General features: G+C 66.4%; 20 protein-coding genes. 8 read left to right on the forward strand and 12 right to left on the reverse strand.

Annotated elements, in window-relative coordinates:
• Positions 1 to 7: 7 nt before the first annotated feature.
• The 3 genes from AC1D2L_RS15895 to AC1D2L_RS15905 are packed head-to-tail and all read right to left on the reverse strand — an operon-like array spanning position 8 to position 1678.
• A complete protein-coding gene (locus AC1D2L_RS15895; protein ID WP_476846860.1) occupies positions 8 to 310 on the reverse strand; it encodes a type II toxin-antitoxin system RelE/ParE family toxin in 303 nt (100 codons plus the stop codon).
• A complete protein-coding gene (locus AC1D2L_RS15900) occupies positions 307 to 603 on the reverse strand; it encodes a ribbon-helix-helix domain-containing protein (RefSeq protein ID WP_476846861.1) in 297 nt (98 codons plus the stop codon). Before AC1D2L_RS15900 ends, AC1D2L_RS15895 begins: the two co-directional genes overlap by 4 nt.
• 58 nt (positions 604 to 661) lie before the next feature.
• Positions 662 to 1678, reverse strand: coding sequence for a polyprenyl synthetase family protein (locus AC1D2L_RS15905; RefSeq protein ID WP_476846862.1), 1017 nt, complete (start codon positions 1676 to 1678; stop codon positions 662 to 664).
• A gap of 151 nt (positions 1679 to 1829) precedes the next feature.
• Here AC1D2L_RS15905 and AC1D2L_RS15910 point away from each other — a divergent pair, with 151 nt between their 5' ends.
• Positions 1830 to 2054 (forward strand): putative signal transducing protein, encoded by a 225-nt coding sequence (locus tag AC1D2L_RS15910; RefSeq protein WP_476846863.1) that lies wholly within the window; start codon positions 1830 to 1832, stop codon positions 2052 to 2054.
• Entirely contained in the window at positions 2047 to 2832 is a 786-nt protein-coding gene (locus AC1D2L_RS15915) for a tRNA1(Val) (adenine(37)-N6)-methyltransferase (protein ID WP_476846864.1), read from the forward strand. The genes AC1D2L_RS15910 and AC1D2L_RS15915 overlap by 8 nt, the downstream gene beginning before the upstream one ends.
• A 17-nt stretch (positions 2833 to 2849) precedes the next feature.
• Here AC1D2L_RS15915 and AC1D2L_RS15920 read toward each other — a convergent pair whose 3' ends face one another.
• On the reverse strand, positions 2850 to 3149 hold the full coding sequence (locus tag AC1D2L_RS15920; protein ID WP_476846865.1) for a hypothetical protein: 300 nt from the start codon (positions 3147 to 3149) through the stop codon (positions 2850 to 2852).
• Positions 3150 to 3306: 157 nt separating this feature from the next.
• The gene (locus AC1D2L_RS15925) at positions 3307 to 3603 is read right to left on the reverse strand and encodes a hypothetical protein (RefSeq protein WP_476846866.1); all 297 of its coding nucleotides are present in this window, start codon (positions 3601 to 3603) and stop codon (positions 3307 to 3309) included.
• 265 nt (positions 3604 to 3868) lie between these two features.
• On the opposite strand from AC1D2L_RS15925, the gene AC1D2L_RS15930 reads away from it, so the two are divergent.
• The 6 genes from AC1D2L_RS15930 (at position 3869) to upp (ending at position 10768) form a co-directional block, all read left to right on the forward strand.
• A complete protein-coding gene (locus AC1D2L_RS15930) occupies positions 3869 to 4786 on the forward strand; it encodes a glycine--tRNA ligase subunit alpha (protein WP_476846999.1) in 918 nt (305 codons plus the stop codon).
• On the forward strand, positions 4786 to 6924 hold the full coding sequence (gene glyS / locus AC1D2L_RS15935; RefSeq protein WP_476846867.1) for a glycine--tRNA ligase subunit beta: 2139 nt from the start codon (positions 4786 to 4788) through the stop codon (positions 6922 to 6924). The genes AC1D2L_RS15930 and glyS overlap by 1 nt, the downstream gene beginning before the upstream one ends.
• Positions 6925 to 7235: 311 nt before the next feature.
• Positions 7236 to 7397 carry a Thivi_2564 family membrane protein gene (locus tag AC1D2L_RS15940; protein WP_181300606.1) on the forward strand — a complete coding sequence of 54 codons (162 nt, stop codon included), beginning with the start codon at positions 7236 to 7238 and terminating at the stop codon, positions 7395 to 7397.
• 103 nt (positions 7398 to 7500) lie between these two features.
• Entirely contained in the window at positions 7501 to 8763 is a 1263-nt protein-coding gene (locus AC1D2L_RS15945; protein WP_476846868.1) for a GTP cyclohydrolase II, read from the forward strand.
• Positions 8764 to 8773: 10 nt separating this feature from the next.
• A complete protein-coding gene (locus AC1D2L_RS15950; protein ID WP_476846869.1) occupies positions 8774 to 9991 on the forward strand; it encodes a URC4/urg3 family protein in 1218 nt (405 codons plus the stop codon).
• 135 nt (positions 9992 to 10126) lie between these two features.
• Positions 10127 to 10768 (forward strand): uracil phosphoribosyltransferase, encoded by a 642-nt coding sequence (upp, locus tag AC1D2L_RS15955; protein WP_476846870.1) that lies wholly within the window; start codon positions 10127 to 10129, stop codon positions 10766 to 10768.
• A 132-nt stretch (positions 10769 to 10900) separates the two neighbouring features.
• Here the strand turns inward: upp and AC1D2L_RS15960 are convergent, their stop codons facing one another.
• From AC1D2L_RS15960 to AC1D2L_RS15990, 7 genes are all read right to left on the reverse strand, one after another.
• A complete protein-coding gene (locus tag AC1D2L_RS15960; RefSeq protein WP_476846871.1) occupies positions 10901 to 11320 on the reverse strand; it encodes a DUF1236 domain-containing protein in 420 nt (139 codons plus the stop codon).
• A 220-nt stretch (positions 11321 to 11540) separates the two neighbouring features.
• Positions 11541 to 12512, reverse strand: coding sequence for a tripartite tricarboxylate transporter substrate-binding protein (locus tag AC1D2L_RS15965; RefSeq protein WP_476846872.1), 972 nt, complete (start codon positions 12510 to 12512; stop codon positions 11541 to 11543).
• 79 nt (positions 12513 to 12591) lie between these two features.
• Positions 12592 to 14091, reverse strand: coding sequence for a tripartite tricarboxylate transporter permease (locus AC1D2L_RS15970; RefSeq protein ID WP_476846873.1), 1500 nt, complete (start codon positions 14089 to 14091; stop codon positions 12592 to 12594).
• 5 nt (positions 14092 to 14096) lie between these two features.
• Complete coding sequence (locus AC1D2L_RS15975) at positions 14097 to 14615, reverse strand: tripartite tricarboxylate transporter TctB family protein (RefSeq protein WP_476846874.1); 519 nt, start codon at positions 14613 to 14615, stop codon at positions 14097 to 14099.
• The gene (locus AC1D2L_RS15980; protein WP_476846875.1) at positions 14615 to 15604 is read right to left on the reverse strand and encodes a LysR family transcriptional regulator; all 990 of its coding nucleotides are present in this window, start codon (positions 15602 to 15604) and stop codon (positions 14615 to 14617) included. The genes AC1D2L_RS15975 and AC1D2L_RS15980 overlap by 1 nt, the downstream gene beginning before the upstream one ends.
• 131 nt (positions 15605 to 15735) lie before the next feature.
• The gene (locus tag AC1D2L_RS15985; RefSeq protein WP_476846876.1) at positions 15736 to 16674 is read right to left on the reverse strand and encodes a DMT family transporter; all 939 of its coding nucleotides are present in this window, start codon (positions 16672 to 16674) and stop codon (positions 15736 to 15738) included.
• Positions 16675 to 16765: 91 nt separating this feature from the next.
• Positions 16766 to 17428: a glutathione S-transferase family protein gene (locus tag AC1D2L_RS15990; RefSeq protein ID WP_476846877.1), complete on the reverse strand. Its 663-nt coding sequence runs from the start codon at positions 17426 to 17428 to the stop codon at positions 16766 to 16768.
• Between the last annotated feature and the right edge of the window lie 57 nt (positions 17429 to 17485).

Here is a 17485-nt window from a genome sequence, read left to right on the forward strand (position 1 = left end):
CATGTGCTCAATCTGGGCCCATGAGTGCCTCGTAGTCACGGCGTCCGGAGAACACTCGCAACACGTCAACCCTCTCCGGTGGGAGCTCGTATGCGACGATGAGCCTCCGCCAGCGCGGAAGGATACGCAACCCTGCGCGGAGGCTGGACCTGTCGACAGCAATCAAAGGCGACGCAGTCGGTCTCTGACAGCTCTTCCGAATATCCTCGATATAGCTTCTCGCGCGAACCGGGCTGTCAGCCGCGATGTAGAGGAATAGCTCTTCAAGGTCCGCGAGCGCGTCCGGCGTGAAGAGAAGCTTGCGGCTCAAGATGCTTTCGTCGCCAGGGTCGATGCGAGCAGCTTGTCGAAATGCGCGCCGACATCCTCATCCGTCAGCCGTTGCGGATTACGGGCGGCATGATCGATCTCGGCCTTCAGCCGTGCCATCTGACCGTCGCGCCGTTGACGTTGCTGCTGCCAGTTCCGCAGCGCCTCGCTGACGATTTCGCTCGATGATGCGTAGCCGCCGTCGGCTACGGCCTCTCTGAGAGCCTCCGCCATCTCGGGGGGCAATGCGACCCTTATCGTTTCGACTTTTGCCATGTTCGCTCCGCCGCTCATGCTCGCAAAGCTTGGCGCTTTCTCCAAGTTAAGCCACTGGCGGACCGGCTTTCGCCCCTCAATGGGCTCGCGCGACGCAGAAATCGACGGTTTCGTTGAGGGCCTGCTTCATCGGCGAGGCCGGGAACAGCCCGAGCGCGTCCTTGGCCATCTTGGCGTAGTGCTCGGCGCGTTCGATCGTGTCTTCGAGGGCCGAGTGGCGGCGCATGATCGCCTGCGCCTCGTCGAGGTCGCCGTCGCGGATCTCGCCATCCTGCAGGGTGCGGCGCCAGAAGGCGCGCTCGCTGTCGTTGCCGCGCCGGAACGACAGCACGACGGGCAGGGTGATCTTGCCCTCGCGAAAATCGTCGCCGGTGTTCTTGCCGAGCTTCGAGGCGACGCCGCCATAGTCCAGCGCGTCGTCGATCAGCTGGAAGGCGATGCCGAGGTTGAGCCCGTAGCTGCGGCAGGCGGCGGCATCGGCCTTGGAGGAGTTGGCGATGACGGGGCCCACTTCGCAGGCGGCGGCGAAGAGTTCGGCGGTCTTGCCGCGGATCACCGCGAGATATTCGTCCTCGGTGGTCTCGGTGTTCTTGGCGACGGTGAGCTGCAGCACTTCGCCCTCGGCGATGACCGCGGCCGCCGTGGACAGGATGTCGAGCGCCCTGAGCGAGCCGACCTCGACCATCATCTTGAAGGCCTGGCCGAGCAGGAAGTCGCCGACGAGCACGCTGGCCTCGTTGCCCCAGAGCATCCGGGCAGCGAGCTTGCCGCGGCGCATGTCGCTCTGGTCGACGACGTCGTCATGCAGCAGCGTCGCGGTGTGCATGAACTCCACCGACGCCGCGAGCTTCACATGACCCTCGCCGCGATAGCCGCTCAATGCGGCGGTCGCGAGCGTAAGCATCGGCCGCAACCGTTTGCCGCCGGACGAGATCAGATGGTTCGCCACCTCGGGAATCATCGTGACGTCGGACCCCGTGCGCGACAGGATCATCGCATTCACGCGTTCCATATCGCCCCGCACCAGATCGACCAGCGTCTCGATCCGGGCCTGGCCCGCTTCCTTGTCCTCGAACGCGACGACGACGCCCATATCAATCACTCCGGTCGGCTTCCGCGTCTCGCGGCTCGTGCTGCCTTGCCACAACCGTCGCATGGGTGACCAGCCCCTGCAAACGCAGCCAGTCGCCGCACCTCGCGCCGGTGGGGCTTGCGCGCCGCCCAAGCATGGGCTCCATGAAACCATGCACGAGCTCCTTCGCACCAACGACATCGTCCTGCTCGGCGCCATAGAGGCGCTGCTGGCCTCGGCCAATCTCGACTGCATGATCACCGATCAGCATATGAGCGCACTCGAGGGCATGACCGGCGCCTTCCAGCGCCGCCTGCTCGTCCGCGAGGCCGACAAGATGCGGGCACGCGCGCTGCTGGTCGAGGCCGGCTACGGCGCCGAGCTGCGCGATGCCTGATTCGCAGCCGCTTTCCGCACTTGGCGTGATTGTCGAAGATCGTCTACTCGATGGCCGCCTGATCCTGAACCAACCCGCGAAGGGTCATCGCGCCGGAAGCGATGCGATCCTGCTGGCCGCCGCATTGCCGGATCTCGGCGCGGGTCCGCTGCTCGACATGGGCGCGGGGGTCGGAACCGTCGGCCTCGCCGCGGCGCTGTCGCAACCGGGGCTTGGCGTCGTGCTGGTCGAGCGCGATCCCGATCTTGCCGCGCTGGCCCGGCTCAACGTTGCCGCCAATGGCCTCGATGAACGCGCAAACGTGATCGCAGCCGATATCGAGGGCGCAGCTTCGACGCTGGCCGCCGCAGGACTGGCGACTGCGAGCTTTGCCTGCGTCGCGATGAACCCGCCCTTCTATGCGGCCGGCGAGACCAGGGTTTCTCCGGTCTCGAACCGCCGCGCCGCCCATGTCGCCGACGGCTCGCTGGATAATTGGTTCAAGGCGGCGCGGCGTCTGCTCAAGCCGGGCGGCACAATCGCGATCATCCATCGCGCCGAAGCGCTGCCGCAGATTTTGGCCGGCCTCGCCACTGGTTTCGGCGGCGTCGTGATCCGGCCGATCCATGCGCTGCCGGATCGCCCGGCTATCCGCGTCGTCGTCACTGCCGTGCTGAGCAGCAAGAAGCCGGCAGCGCTGCTGCCGGCTTTCATTCTCAATCGTCCCGAGGGCGGGCTGACGGCGGCCAGCGAAGCCCTGCATCGCGGGCAGTGCGGGCTCGACATGAACCCCGCCTGACCCCGACGCATTGCCGGTCAGTAGAGGTAGCGCGGGCCGTAGTAATAGGGCCTGGGCACGAAAAGCGGCGCCGGGGGATAGTAGCGCGGGCCATAATAGGGACGCGGGCCGTAGTAGCGCGGACCGTAGAAGCGGCGCGCGCCGTAGTAGCGCCGCGGCCCATAGTAATATTGCACTTCCTGGAGAAGGTCGCTCGAACCCTGCACGGCTTCAATCTGGCCGGCAGCGATCGGCGCGGCTTGCGCCGGGGAGAGGGCAAGTGTGGCGCCGCCCAGTGCGAGCGCGCCGGCAGTGCCGAGAATGAACTTGCGAAGCATGGTCTGATCCTCCTCAACAGTGCACCGGCGGCCCGGTGCCGCACAGGCGTTGTCCGTAGCGTGAGATGAAACCTTGGCGGAAACAAGCTGAACGGGGCCCAAAGGCGCCGTTCAGGTGATTGTCAGCTTGCGGCGTCGACAGCCGCGTTCCCTCCGATCAGCGGCAGACGCGCGTCGGGCGGACGACCCAGCCATAGCCGGTCCAGACGCGGCGGTTGGTGACGAAGCAGCGCTGACGATACACCGGGCGACCGTAATAGGGGCGTGCGCGATGGTAGCGGCGGGGGCCGTAATACTGCGCCTGCTGGACGAGGTCGCCAGCCGGAGCTGCTTGGACCGGGGTGGCGGCCACGGGAGCGGCCACAGGGGCGGCGACGGCCGGAGCGACGGAGAATGCGCCGACAGTGAGGGCGACGGCACCGAAGGCAGCGGCTGCGATACGGGAAGACAACATGGACTACTCCTACTGCTTAGACCCGCCGGGCCGTCTCAAGCGCTCGCCCCCGAACGCCGCGAACCTCGGCTGGAAACGAAACTATCGCAGGGGAAATGAACGAAACCTGTCCGCTAAAATGCGGCTCTGCCGACACGGAAAGTTGCGGAATGCTTGACCGGAGCGCCCGGCAACCCCTAAGCACGCGGCCATTCGTGACAGTCTGGAAGGCCTGACGCCCTTGGTCGCCCCCGCTCAGCAATCCGCCTCCGGCATCGCCGCCGCGATGGACCCGACCCGCTCCTTCCAGGGGCTGCTGCTGACCTTGCAGCGCTTCTGGGCCGAGCGAGGTTGCGTGGTGCTCCAGCCCTACGACATGGAGGTCGGCGCCGGCACCTTCCATCCGGCCACGACCCTGCGCGCGCTCGGCCCCAAGCCCTGGAAGGCGGCCTATGTCCAGCCTTCGCGCCGGCCCAAGGACGGCCGCTATGGCGAGAACCCCAACCGCCTTCAGCATTATTACCAGTTCCAGGTCATCCTGAAGCCCTCGCCGCCGGATTTGCAGCAGCTCTATCTCGACTCGCTGGCCGCCATCGGCGTCGATCTCGCGCTTCATGACGTGCGCTTCGTCGAGGACGACTGGGAGAGCCCGACTTTGGGCGCCTGGGGGCTGGGCTGGGAATGCTGGTGCGACGGCATGGAAGTCAGCCAGTTCACCTATTTCCAGCAGGTCGCCGGCGTCGAATGCGCGCCGGTAGCCGGCGAACTGACCTACGGCCTCGAGCGCCTGGCGATGTATGTCCAGGGCGTCGAAAACGTCTACGACCTCAACTTCAACGGCGGCGAAGGCGAGGATCGCATCTCCTACGGCGATGTTTTCCTGCAGGCGGAGCAGGAGTTCTCGCGGCACAATTTCGAGCACGCCAACACCGAGATGCTGTTCCGGCACTTCTCGGACGCCGAGGCCGAGTGCAAGGCGCTGCTGGCGGCGGGCGAGGCGAGCGGCAACGCCAACGACACCGCCCACACGCTCGCCCTGCCGGCCTATGACCAGTGCATCAAGGCCAGCCACATGTTCAACCTGCTCGATGCGCGCGGCGTGATCTCGGTCACCGAGCGCCAGAGCTACATCCTGCGCGTCCGTGAACTCTCGAAAGCCTGCGGCGCGGCCTGGCTGAAGACCGCCGGCGGGGGAGCCAACTGATGCCCGATCTCCTGCTCGAAATCTTCTCGGAAGAAATCCCCGCCCGCATGCAGCGCAAGGCGGCCGACGACCTGCGCAAGCTCGTCACCGACGCGCTGGTCGAGCGCGGCCTGGTCTATGAGGGCGCCAAGGCTTTTGCGACGCCGCGCCGTCTGACGCTGCACATCGCCGGCTTGCCGATCCGCGGCCGCGACATCCGCGAGGAGCGGAAAGGTCCGCGCGTCGGCGCGCCAGATGCCGCCGTGCATGGCTTCCTGAAAGCCGCCGGCCTGCTCTCGCTGGACGAAGCGACCATCGTCAGCGACCCGAAGAAGGGCGATTCCTACGTCGCCATTATCGAAAAACCCGGCCAGGAGACGGTCACGGCCATCGCCGAGATCGTGCCGGCCATCATCCGCAACTTCCCCTGGCCGAAGTCGATGCGCTGGGGCAAGGCATCCGCCGCCGGGGCCAGCCTGCGCTGGGTCCGTCCACTGCACTCGATCCTGTGCACCTTCGGCGCCGAGACCGAGGACCCGGAGGTGGTGCCCTTCGACGTCGACGGCATCGTTTCCGGCAATGTCACCTATGGCCACCGCTTCCACGCGCCGGGCCCGATCACCGTCAGGCGCTTCGACGATTATGTGACCAGCCTTGAGAAGGCGAAGGTCGTGCTCGATGCCGACCGTCGCAAGGAGATCATCCTCAACGACGCCAAGACGCTCGCCTTCGCGCAGGGTCTGGAACTGGTCGAGGACGAGGGCCTGCTGGAGGAGGTCGCTGGTCTCGTCGAATGGCCGGTCGTGCTGATGGGCTCCTTCGAGGAGCGCTTCCTGGAGATCCCCGGCGAGGCGATCCGCGCCACGATTCGCGCCAACCAGAAATGCTTCGTGCTGCGCGATCCCGCCACGGGGCTGCTCGCCAACCGCTTCATGCTGACCTCGAACCTGATGGCCAGCGACGGCGGCAAGGCGATCGTGGGCGGCAATGAGCGCGTCGTGCGCGCCCGTCTCTCGGATGCCGCCTATTTCTTCGCGACCGACAAGGGCTTCCTGCCCGATCTCGAGACCTTCCGCGCCAGCGCCGAGGCTCTCGGCCTCGACCTGACCCGTCCGCTCGACCAGCGGATGGCAAAACTCGACAAGCTCGGCGTCGTCTTCCATGCCAAGCTCGGCACGCAAGGCCAGCGCGTTCGCCGTATCGCGGCTCTAGCCTGCGAGCTCGCGCCGGTCGTCGGTGCCGACGCGGACCTCGCCGAGCGCGCGGCAAAGCTCGCCAAGGCCGACCTGCCGACAGAAATGGTCGGCGAGTTCCCGGAGTTGCAGGGCCTGATGGGCCGCAAATATGCCGAGCTTCAGGGCGAACACGCTTCGGTCGCAGCCGCGATCGAGGAGCACTACAAGCCCGCCGGCCCCTCCGACCGCGTCCCAACCGATCCGGTTTCGGTGGCGGTGGCGCTCGCCGACAAGCTCGATACGCTGACCGGTTTCTGGGCCATCGACGAGAAACCCACTGGCAGCAAGGACCCCTATGCGCTGCGCCGTGCGGCGCTGGGCGTGATCCGGCTCGTGGTCGAGAACGGCGTGCGCCTGCCGCTGACCACGATCGCCAAGGACCCGGACCTCCTCTCCTTCTTCCACGACCGCCTGAAGGTGATGCTGCGCGACCAAGGCGCGCGGCATGACCTCGTCGACGCGGTGCTGGGCGATGGTTCGTCGAGCTCCGACGACCTGCTGCTCATCACCCGCCGCGTCGCGGCGCTGTCGCGATTCCTCGAGACCGAGGACGGCAAGAGCCTGCTGGCGGGCTACAAGCGCGCCGCCAACATCCTCAAGGCCGAGGAGAAGAAGGACGGCGAGGGCGCCTTCGCCGCGGCTGCCGATCTCCAGCTCATCGCCGATGCCGGCCTGATCGAGGAAAAGGCGCTGGCCGTCGCACTCAGCCAGGCGACGCCGGCAGCCGAGGCAGCGGTCGCGAAAGAGGACTACGAGGGCGCGATGGCCGCTCTGGCGGAGCTTTGCCCGGCGGTCGACGCCTTCTTCGACAAGGTCACGGTCAACGACCCCGACGCGGCCCTGCGTGCCAACCGCCTGCGACTGCTCAACCAGTTGCGCGAGGCGACCCGCGCCGTCGCGGATTTCGGCCGCATCGCGGGCTGAGCCCGCGAACGACCCGCATCCCTCATGCTCGCCCTTGTGGCGGGCATGCCCGTCTTGAACACCGGGCCCGTCCTGGGAGGGCGTGGTTGACGGAGCAACGCGGACCATGACGGCAGAGGTGCGCCTGCTGCGGATTCGGCCGGGCTGCGCCCTGTCGTTGGCGACGCCTACCGGATTTCCCGGCAGCAAACCGAGCGACATCGGAACCTATTCCCATCCTGCGACGTTCTGTCAGCGGGCTGACATCCTGCGAATGCCTCGCAGGATGGGCCCGGGGGGCCGGCTTTCGGCCGCGTCAAAGGATTTTTCTTATGGGCATTCTGATTTCGCTTCTTATTACCGTCCTCGTTATCGGCCTTGTGCTGTACCTCGTTCGGATGCTGCCGCTCGACGCGCAGATCAAAAACGTCGTCCAGATCATCGTAATCGTCATCGGCATCATCTCGCTGCTGCGCTATCTCGCCGTCTTTTGAGGTAATTGACGATAGGTTCGCGCTAAGACACACTTGGTGAGGTCCAGAGGGCCCCGGACGCGCTCGCGTCGCGGGGCCCTTGTCCGTTCCGGGGTGTGACTGCATGTCCTCGCAGAATCGTACGACCCATATCCGCCTGACCTCGCATCCCGAGCCCGGGAACGCCGCCACGCGCTTCCCCATTCGATGGGGCGCGGAGACCGTGGAGGAGCGCGGACCGGTCATCGCCTCGACCACGGCGCCAGGCGACCGCAACGTGATCGGCGCTCATGGCGGTTCCTATTCCGTCTATCGCGCGCTGGCGATTTCGGCCCGCGCGATGAACCCGTCGCAGCGCCCGGACCTGACGAACACCTATCCCACTGCTGAGATCGCGCCGCAGCCGCAATGGTTCCAGCCCGGAAAGATCGTCTCGCTCGACCCGTTCGGCCATCGCGTCGCGCTTGATTTCGGCCAGTTGATCGGCGAGGGCATCGACATCCGCCCCACCATCGCCATCACCAAGGCGCGGCTGAACCTGCCCGAGATCCTGGCGGCGATGGCGGCCCACAGGCTCGCGGCGGACGACCACATCCTGCACAAATCGGGCGATATCAGCGTCACCAAGATCGCGATCGACCCGGTCTGGCACCTGCCGGGAATCGCCGAGCGCTTCGGCACGACAGAGCAGGAATTGCGCCGCACGCTCTTCGAGCAGACTGGCGGCATGTATCCCGAGCTGGTGACGCGTCCGGACATGCGCGTCTTCCTTCCGCCGATCGGCTCGATCACGGCCTATGTCGTCGGCGAGGTCTCGGCGCTGGCCGGCGGTCGCAGCCGCGTGGCCTGCCGCGTCCATGACGAATGCAACGGCTCGGATGTCTTCGGCTCCGACATCTGCACCTGCCGGCCCTATCTCGTGCACGGCATCGAGGAGGCGGTGAAGGAGGCGCAGAGCGGCGGCGTCGGGCTGATCGTCTACAACCGCAAGGAAGGCCGGGCGCTCGGCGAGGTCACGAAATTTCTCGTCTACAACGCCCGCAAGCGTCAGGAGGGCGGCGATTCCGCCGCGACCTATTTCGAGCGCACCGAATGCGTCGCAGGCGTCCAGGACGCCCGTTTCCAGCAATTGATGCCCGATGTCCTGCACTGGCTCGGCGTCACGCGCATCGACCGGCTGATGTCGATGTCGAACATGAAATACGACGCCATGGTCGAGAGCGGCATCGAGATCGGCGAGCGCGTCGCGATCCCGCCGGAACTGGTCCCGCCCGACGCCTCGGTCGAGATCGAGGCCAAGAAAGCGGCCGGCTACTATTCGCCCGAGGGGGCGCCGGGCGACAACAGCCTGAAGGCGACGATCGGTCGCGATCTCGACAAGTTCTGAAGGGGGCACCATGCCCGAGCGCGCAACCGAGCAGTTCCAGGCCCTGCTGAAACCCGCAGCCGTCCGCGCCCGCGCGCATGAGATGATAGAGTTGGGCCTCGCCGGGCAACTGCTGCACTTCACGGTGCATCCCGAGCAGGTGGACGCCTGCGCCGACTACGTGCTCGACACCATCAAGGCGAACTATCCGACTCTGGAAATCCCGTTCCACGCTCGCTGGCGCCATTTCAGCGTCGCCGGGGATGATCGCTGGAGTGCGCTCGACCGCCGCGCGGGCTTCGCCGATGCCGGCGTGAGGGGCCGTGCCGCCTATGATCTCGCCGTCGTCAGCGTGTTGCTCGATGCTGGCGCGGGACCGAACTGGCGCTACCGCGATGCCGCGACGGGCCAGGCGATCGGACGCTCGGAAGGGCTGGCGCTGGCCTCGCTGGAGATGTTTGCCGCCGGCGCGTTTTCCAGCGATCCCGAACAGCCGCTGCGGGCCGACGCCGTCGCGCTGAAGCGGCTCGACGCCGCGACTTTGGCCGAGGGCTTCCAGTCCGGCCCGGACAACCCGCTGCTCGCGCTGGAAGGGCGCGCTGCGCTGCTGAACCGGCTCGGGGAGGAACTCGAGCGCCACGGCCTCGAACGGCCGGGCGATCTGTTCGATCGCTTTGCCGGCGTGGCCGAAACCGGCAGCATCCGGGCCGCGCATATGCTCGGCGAGGTCCTGGCGACYTTCGGCGGCATCTGGCCCTCGCGCCTGATGCTCGGCGGAGTCGCACTTGGCGACACCTGGCGTCATCCGCTGATCGCACCGGGCACGCCGACGGAGGGGCTGGTGCCCTTCCATAAGCTCTCGCAATGGCTGACCTATTCCCTGATCGAGCCGCTGCAATGGGCCGGCATCTCGGTGATCGACATCGATGACCTGACCGGTCTGCCTGAATACCGCAATGGCGGCCTCTTCCTCGACAGCGGCGTGCTGGCGCTCAAGGACGCCGCCGATGCCGAGCGCGCCCATGAGGTCGGCTCTCCGCTCGTCGTCGAGTGGCGGGCCCTGACGGTTGCGCTGCTCGACGAGATCGGGTTCGCCATCCGCCGGCGGCTCGGTCGCACGGCGGAGGAACTGCCCTTGGCGAAGGTGCTGGAGGGCGGCACCTGGGCGGCGGGCCGGCGGATCGCGCGCGAGCGCCGCGCCGATGGCGGGCCGCCCTTGACCATCATCAGCGACGGTACGGTATTCTGAGGCGGCATTGTCCGGGCACCGTAGGAGTTTCCGGGCGAGGCAGCTGCAGCGACAAAGCTGGGAACAAAGCCGTACAGCTTCAGGCCCGATATGATATCGGTCGGAAGCTGAAGACTAGCGAGGAACGACGATACCATGGCAACGAGCTCTGACGGCGTCACGGTCGTCGATCACCCGCTAGTCCAGCACAAGCTGACATTGATGCGCGAGAAGGACCGTTCGACCAAGAGTTTCCGCCAGCTCCTGAACGAGATCGGCATGCTGCTCTGCTACGAGGTCACGCGCGATCTTCCGATCGAGATGGTCGAGATCGAAACGCCCCTGACCAAGTCGATGCAGCCGATCATCGCGGGCAAGAAGCTCGTCTTCGCGCCGATCCTGCGCGCCGGCGTCGGCTTCCTCGATGGCATGCTGGAACTGGTCCCGGCGGCCCGCGTCGCCCATATCGGGCTCTACCGCGACCCCAACACGCTCCAGGCTGTGGAGTACTATTTCAAGGCGCCGTCCGACGTCGCCGAGCGCATGATCGTGGTGATGGACCCGATGCTGGCCACCGCCAATTCGGCCGTGGCCGCGATCGATCGCCTGAAGGAGCGCGGCGCAAAGGATCTGCGCTTCGTCTGCCTGCTCGCCGCGCCCGAGGGTATCGCGCGGCTTCGTGGCGCCCATCCCGATGTCCGGATCTGGACGGCGGCGATCGACGAACGCCTCAACGAGCACGGCTACATCGTCCCGGGGCTCGGCGACGCCGGCGACCGGATGTTCGGCACGCGCTGAGACCCGCATGACGAAGGCCCGCCCCATTGCTGGAGCGGGCCTTGATCGGAAGGGCGGGCGGGTCCCGAACGGGCCTGACCCTTTCGATCCTACCGGCAATGCCGATAGGGCATGCCGATCTACTCGGTGCCGTTATTCGATCACCTGAACCACGCGGCGGCTGCGGGGCTCGACCAGGACGGGGCGCTCGTTGACGACGGTATAGCGATACTGGGTCGCGCCGTACTCGGCGGGAACCTGGCGATAGACCACGCCGTCCTCCGGCAGGACGGTGCCGACGGTCACAGGATCGGCATAGGTATAGGACGGGACGCGCTGTTCCACGACATACTGGCGGAAGCGCGGGGTCTGGTCGCCGATGATCGCGCCGACAACGGCGCCACCGACGCCACCGACCACGGCTCCGACAGGGCCGCCTACGATCGCGCCACCGACAGCACCGGTTGTTGCGCCACCGACCGCGCCACCCTGGGCGGCCGGGGGATTGTTCTGGGCGAAGGCCGCCACGGGGGCGACGACAAGGGCGGTCACGAGAGTAAGCTTCTTGAACATGGTCGTTTCTCCTTCCAAGGGAAAGTTCGGAGGGAGAACGAGCAGGTCTCGTTCCGGTTCCGGGACAGCGAGTCACGAGATGTGACTATTCGCAACTCGACCGGGAAATGCTTCGCGATATCAAGTGCCCAGGCTGTTCACGGGGACCCCGGAAAGCTGCGTTCAACGAAAAACGGCGGGTCGAAAGACCCGCCGTCCCCTAGTGAAATAGAACGAAAAGCTACTTCGGGGCCGCAGCCAAGATCGGGCTGAGCTTGTCGGCGTCACGCTTGATCAGCGCGGCGAAGCCGGCCGGCGTGCGCTCCTCGGCGGTCGGCATTACGGTGCCGAGGTCGAGCAGGCGCTTCTTCACACCCGCGTCGTCGAGCGCCTTGCCGAGCGCATCGACCAGGCGGTCGACGACCTCCTTGGGCGTGCCCTTCGGCGCGGCAATGCCGTTCCAGGCTTCGATCTGGTATTCCGGCAGGCCGGCCTCGGCGGTGGTCGGCACGTCCGGCAGGGCCGGCGAGCGCTGGGCAGAGGCGACCGCGTAGGCCTTGATGGAGTTGGCCTTAACCTGCTCGGCGACGGATACGATCTGGTCGCACATGAAGTCGATCTGGCCGGAGACCAGGTCGTTGAGGGCCGGGCCGGTGCCGCGATAGGCGACCGCATTCAGCTTGGGCACGCCGAGTTGGCCCTTGAGCAGGGTGCAGGTCGTCCAGGACACCGAGCCGACGCCGGCATGGGCCTCGTTCAGCTTGTCGGGATTGGCCTTCACATAGGAGACGAACTCTTTCAGGTCCTTGGGCTCGAGGTTCTTGCGCGCCACGATCAGGATCGGGGTGCCACCGGCCAGGCCGATTGCCTGCATGCCGTTGATCGGATCGTATTTCAGCCCGGGATAGGTCGCAGGCGCGGCCGAAAAGGTGCCGAGATGGCCCATGGCGATGGTGTAGCCGTCGGGCGCGGCGGTGAGCGCGCGTGCGATGCCAGTCGTTCCGCCGGCACCGGCGACGTTCTCGACCACGACTTGCTGGCCCAGCGTCTTGGACATGTTCTCGCTGACGATGCGGGCGATGATGTCGGTCGGGCCACCGGCGGCGAAGGGCACGATCATCGTGACCGGCTTGTTCGGATAGGCCTGCGCATTCGCGCCGCCGGCCAGGGCCAACGTGATGGCGGCCGCAAGGCCAAGCGTGATCTTCTTCATGGTAGCGGGCTCTCCCAAAGGTTGTGTTCTGTAAACTTGCAAACGAGAGTGGCGTCGCGGCAGAGCCGCGACAACCCCGTCATTCGGTGAAGACCTCGTCGCGCTTCTTCGAGATCGAAGGCAGCAGCGCGATCACGAGGATGACTATGGCGACAATCAGGAGCCCTGCCGAGATCGGCCGCTCGATGAAGGTCATGAACGAGCCGCGCGAGATGATCAGCGCCTGGCGCAGCTTCTCTTCCATCAGCTTGCCGAGCACGAAACCCAGCAGCATCGGCGCGGGTTCGAAGCCGAGCTTGATCAGCAGGTAGCCGAACAGTCCGAACATCGCGGTGAAGGCGACGTCGACCGGCTGATTGTTCACCGAGTAGATGCCGATGCAGCAGAAGATCAGGATCGATGGGAACATCAGGCGGTAGGGCACCTGCAGCAGCTTCACCCAGACGCCGACGAGCGGCAGGTTGATGATGAGCAGCATCAGGTTGCCGATCCACATCGAGGCGATCATGCCCCAGAACAGCTCGGGGTTCTTGGTCATGACCTGCGGGCCGGGGATGATGCCGTGGATGGTCATCGCGCCGACCATCAGCGCCATCACGGCGTTGGGCGGGATGCCCAGCGTCAGCAGCGGGATGAAGGCCGTCTGGGCGCCGGCGTTGTTGGCCGATTCCGGCCCCGCCACGCCCTCGATCGCGCCCTTGCCGAAGCGCGAGGGATCCTTGGCGAGCTTCTTCTCGAGCGTATAGCTGGCGAACGGACCCAGCACCGCGCCATTGCCCGGCAGGATGCCCAGGATGCCGCCGAGGAACGTACCGCGTAGAACCGGCGCGGCGGATTGCTTGATGTCGTTCCAGTCGGGCAGCAGTCGCCCGATCTTTGCGCGCACGACGTCGCGGGTCTCGGTGTTCTCGAGATTGCGCAGCACCTCGGCGAAGCCGAATACGCCCATCGCGAGAACGGCGAAGTCGATGCCGTCGGAGAGTGGCGGGAAGCCCAGCGTCATGCGCTCCTGCCCGGTCTCGAGGTCGGTGCCGACGGTCGAAAGCAGCAGGCCCAGCATGATCATGCAGAAGGCCTTGAGGATCGAGCCGCGCGCCAGCACGACGGCAAAGCACAGGCCCATCACCATCAGCGAGAAATATTCCGCCGGCCCGAAAAGCAGGGCGAGCTTGGTGAGCGGGGCACCCAGCGCCGCGATGAAGACGGTGGCGACGCAGCCGGCGAAGAACGAGCCGAGCGCCGCCGTGCCGAGCGCAACGCCGGCGCGGCCCTGCTTGGCCATCTGGTGGCCGTCCAGCGTGGTGACGACGGAGGTCGCTTCGCCGGGAATGTTGACCAGGATCGCGGTGGTCGAGCCACCATACTGCGCGCCGTAGTAGATGCCGGCGAGCATGATCAGCGCGCCGACCGGATCGAGCCCGAAGGTGATTGGCAGCAGGATGGCGATGGTGGCGATCGGACCGACGCCGGGCAGCACGCCGATCAGCGTGCCGACGAGACAGCCGGCGAAGCAGAGGGCCAGGTTCTGGAGCGACAGCGCAACGCCGAAGCCGAGCGAAAGATTGGAAAACATGTCCATCGTGATCAGATTCCCAGCAGCCAGGGCGCGAGCGGGATCGGCAGCGACAGCGCATATTTGAACAGCAGCGCGCAGGCCGTGCTCATCACCACCGCGAAGATGACGAGTTCCTTGGGACGGTAGTCATCGGCCGCCAGTCCCGAAATCAGGATGACGAGCGGGCCGGCCACGGCCAGGCCGAGCTGGGGCACATGGATCGGCCCGAACGAGAATCCGCGGATGCACAGCGCGAAGACACAGGCTGCGCCGAGCACGAACAGCACGCCCCGCCAGGACCAGCCGGAGAGCTGCTCGCCATGGTAGCGCAGGCTCGACAGCGCCAGCAGCGCGCCGAGCGCGGCACAGATCGCGGCGAAGGCCTTGGGCAGCATGCCCGGGCCGAGCTGGCGCAACGTGCCCATCGGAAGCTCGTAGGACAGGCCGAAGGCGATGGCCGCGAGCAGGATCATGAAAAGGCCGCCGGCGAGGTCCTGGGAGGATCGGACACGTATGCCCTGCGACCGTTCGATTTGATTGAGACTCATCAAGCTCCTCCAAGCTCCGCCCCGACCGTGCCGGCGGCTCGTTTCATCTTTGTTGCAGGTATGGCGAACGGCAGGTCCTGGCGTTCGTCGATCAGGGTGACGCTTTCGCGTAGGATCGCGAGGAAGTCGTCGCGGGCGCTGAGCTTCTGCTGCGGGCGCCAGGCGATGCCGACCAATGCGCCGGGCGGCGGCGGATCGAGCAGCGCGCCGCGCAGGCGACGCATCGTGACACCGGGAAAGCTGAGCCGTGTCACCCAGTCGGGCGCCAGAGCCATGCCGAGCCCTGCAGCCACCGCCGACATCATTGCCGGCTTCTCTGTCGCCTCGATGCTGACATTGGGAACCGAGCCGACGCTCTCGAAATAGGACATCACGAGGTCGTAGGCGAAGGGCCGGCTGCGCTTGGAGGGGACGATGAAGGGCTCGCCGACGAGATCGAGCATCGACAGGTGGTCGCGCTGGGCGAGCGGGTGATTCTCGTTCAGCACAACGATCGGCCGCTCGACCCGAAGCACTTCGAAGGCGCAGTCCGTCGGCTTGCGGGGCGGGCGGGTCAGAGCGAGGTCGAGCTTGCCTGCCTCCAGCATCTGGATCAGCGGCGCCGTCATCGCCTCGACGAACTTGATCTCGATTCCCGGAAACTGCTCGCGGAAAGTCACCAGGGCATCGGGCACGAAGCTCGACGACGCCGCGTCGATGGCGCCGATGCGCAGGACCTTGCCCGAGGCGAGGGAGGCGGCACGGACGGAGCGCGAGGCATGCTCCATCTTGACCAGGATGCCCTTGGCTTCCTCCAGCATAATCAGCCCCGCCCGCGTCAGAGCGACCTGGCGCGTCGTGCGGGTGAAGAGGGCGACGCCGAGTTCGTCTTCCAGCGCGCTGATTTGACGAGACAGCGCGGGTGGGGCGAGGCCGAGACGTTCAGCCGCTCGGCCGAAATGCAGCTCTTCCGCCACCGCGATGAAACATCGCAGTTGCCTGACATCCATTCTGCTCGTTCGCTCCCCTGTGGCGTGTCGGTTTGCCCAACATCTTCCAGTTATTATCGTGGCCCATGGCGCGGGGCGCCGTCAAAGCGACACTAGAGCAATTCATAATCTATTGGCAATAAACGCTAAGTCTAATTCACCGCGGGATGTCGAGCCGGTTTTCTACGGCGAAACAGCCGCCCGTCAATCAGGGCGAGGCCGATGAAGATCGCGGCCATCCCGAGGAAATGTCGCGGCAGCAGCGCCTCCCCGAGGATTCCGACGCCGAGCAGGATCGCGCTGACCGGAACCAGGAAGGTCACCAGCATGGCGTTGCCGCCGCCGGCCTTCCGCATGATCTCGAAGAAGATGACATAGGCGAGTGCCGTCGAGGCCAGCGCCAGCGCCATCAGGGCCGCGGCGACCGTCAAAGAGGGGAGGGGCAGGGTCCAGGGGGGATTGACCAGCAGGACGAGCGGCAGGGACATCGCGGTTGTCGCGGTGAGTTGGCCCGTCGCGGTCACCAGCGGCGGCAACTCGCGGAACCTTCGGCCGTAAAGGCCGGCAAAACCGTAGGAGAGTGCGGCCCCGAGGCAGGCGAGTTGAGGCAGCAGCGCGCCGCCGAGCCCGCCGAGCGCGTCGGGACCCATCAGGATCGCCACGCCGACGAGGCCGGCCAGCACGCCGCCGAGCTTGAGGGGCGTCGCCTTCTCATTGGTTCCGAAGACATGCGCCACGATGACGCCGAACACGGGCGTCGTGGCGTTGAGAATGGCCGAGAGCCCGCTCTCGATCTGGGTCTGGCCCCAGAAGATCAGGCTGAACGGGATCAGATTGTTGAGGAGCCCCATCGCAAAGAAGGCGAGCCACATCCGGCGCCCGACTGCCATGTCGAGACCGCGCGCCCGCAGCACGAGATAGAGCGTCGCCGCGGCCAGGCTGACGCGGGACAGCACGACCATGAGCGGTGGCCACTGAGCCACCGCCACCTTGCCGAAGAAGAAGGAACCGCCCCACAGGAGCGAGAGCACGACGAGCAGGATCCACTCGCGCGTGCCCATCGCCGTAGGGGAGGAAGATGGCGCGCTCATGCCGGTGGTCCCGCCGAATGGATTCGGAGCGCGGCTGCTCTCCGGGCCATCGGACTAGGCGCCAAGCGGCGTCCGCGCCACCCGTTTTCCGTCAGGCCGCCTCGGCGTCCCGCGCCTGCCACATCGCCACAAAGGCGGGTCGCGCCTGACAGGCGTCGAGCCAGGCCTTCACATGCGGAGCGGCCTCGAACAGGTCGGGTGCCGGCTTGGCGTAGCGCATGATCTCGGCGACGTTGATGTCGGCCACCGTGAAGCGTCCGCCCATGACGAAGCCGCCGCCCTCGGCGAGGGCCTTGTCGAGCACCGCAAACGGCGTCTTCAGGGCCTCGCGCGCTGCGGTCACCAGTTCAGGCTTGCGCTTCTCGGCCGGATAGGCCGCGGCATGGTACTGGATGTTCAGGGCGTGGCCCTCGCAGGCCGTCGCCGCCCACAGCGACCACATTACCGCCTGGCCCTCTTCCTGCGCATTTCGCGGCGCAAGCGGCCCGCCATGCTTGCGCGCGAGATAGAGATTGATCGCCAGCGATTCCGAGAGCTTGAAGCCGTCATCGTCGATCGCCGGGATCTGGCCGTTGGGGTTGATCTTGAGGAAATCCGGGCTCTGCGTGTGCACGGGCGCATCGGCCGCCTTGGGGTCGGGCAGGCGGTAGACCTGGATCACCGGGACATGCGTGAACGCGAGGCCGAGTTCGTTTGCCAGCCAGATATTGCGCGAGGCGCGCGAGCGGTAGCAGCCATAGATGGTCAGGGTCATGTCGGTGCTTTCGGGCGGAGGCGGAGGAAAGAAAGGCAACGCGCGCACCATAGAGAC

The organism is Allobosea sp. P1_B10 (assembly GCF_056406735.1).

Excerpts from the sequence above, each read along its gene's own strand:
- AC1D2L_RS15900 (WP_476846861.1), bottom strand. The coding sequence starts at position 603 with ATGAGCGGCGGAGCGAACATGGCAAAAGTCGAAACGATAAGGGTCGCA.
- AC1D2L_RS15905 (WP_476846862.1), bottom strand. The coding sequence starts at position 1,678 with ATGGGCGTCGTCGTCGCGTTCGAGGACAAGGAAGCGGGCCAGGCCCGG.
- AC1D2L_RS15910 (WP_476846863.1), top strand. The coding sequence starts at position 1,830 with ATGCACGAGCTCCTTCGCACCAACGACATCGTCCTGCTCGGCGCCATA.
- AC1D2L_RS15915 (WP_476846864.1), top strand. The coding sequence starts at position 2,047 with ATGCCTGATTCGCAGCCGCTTTCCGCACTTGGCGTGATTGTCGAAGAT.
- AC1D2L_RS15920 (WP_476846865.1), bottom strand. The coding sequence starts at position 3,149 with ATGCTTCGCAAGTTCATTCTCGGCACTGCCGGCGCGCTCGCACTGGGC.
- AC1D2L_RS15925 (WP_476846866.1), bottom strand. The coding sequence starts at position 3,603 with ATGTTGTCTTCCCGTATCGCAGCCGCTGCCTTCGGTGCCGTCGCCCTC.
- AC1D2L_RS15930 (WP_476846999.1), top strand. The coding sequence starts at position 3,869 with ATGGACCCGACCCGCTCCTTCCAGGGGCTGCTGCTGACCTTGCAGCGC.
- glyS (WP_476846867.1), top strand. The coding sequence starts at position 4,786 with ATGCCCGATCTCCTGCTCGAAATCTTCTCGGAAGAAATCCCCGCCCGC.
- AC1D2L_RS15940 (WP_181300606.1), top strand. The coding sequence starts at position 7,236 with ATGGGCATTCTGATTTCGCTTCTTATTACCGTCCTCGTTATCGGCCTT.
- AC1D2L_RS15945 (WP_476846868.1), top strand. The coding sequence starts at position 7,501 with ATGTCCTCGCAGAATCGTACGACCCATATCCGCCTGACCTCGCATCCC.
- upp (WP_476846870.1), top strand. The coding sequence starts at position 10,127 with ATGGCAACGAGCTCTGACGGCGTCACGGTCGTCGATCACCCGCTAGTC.
- AC1D2L_RS15960 (WP_476846871.1), bottom strand. The coding sequence starts at position 11,320 with ATGTTCAAGAAGCTTACTCTCGTGACCGCCCTTGTCGTCGCCCCCGTG.
- AC1D2L_RS15965 (WP_476846872.1), bottom strand. The coding sequence starts at position 12,512 with ATGAAGAAGATCACGCTTGGCCTTGCGGCCGCCATCACGTTGGCCCTG.
- AC1D2L_RS15970 (WP_476846873.1), bottom strand. The coding sequence starts at position 14,091 with ATGGACATGTTTTCCAATCTTTCGCTCGGCTTCGGCGTTGCGCTGTCG.
- AC1D2L_RS15975 (WP_476846874.1), bottom strand. The coding sequence starts at position 14,615 with ATGAGTCTCAATCAAATCGAACGGTCGCAGGGCATACGTGTCCGATCC.
- AC1D2L_RS15980 (WP_476846875.1), bottom strand. The coding sequence starts at position 15,604 with ATGGATGTCAGGCAACTGCGATGTTTCATCGCGGTGGCGGAAGAGCTG.
- AC1D2L_RS15985 (WP_476846876.1), bottom strand. The coding sequence starts at position 16,674 with ATGAGCGCGCCATCTTCCTCCCCTACGGCGATGGGCACGCGCGAGTGG.
- AC1D2L_RS15990 (WP_476846877.1), bottom strand. The coding sequence starts at position 17,428 with ATGACCCTGACCATCTATGGCTGCTACCGCTCGCGCGCCTCGCGCAAT.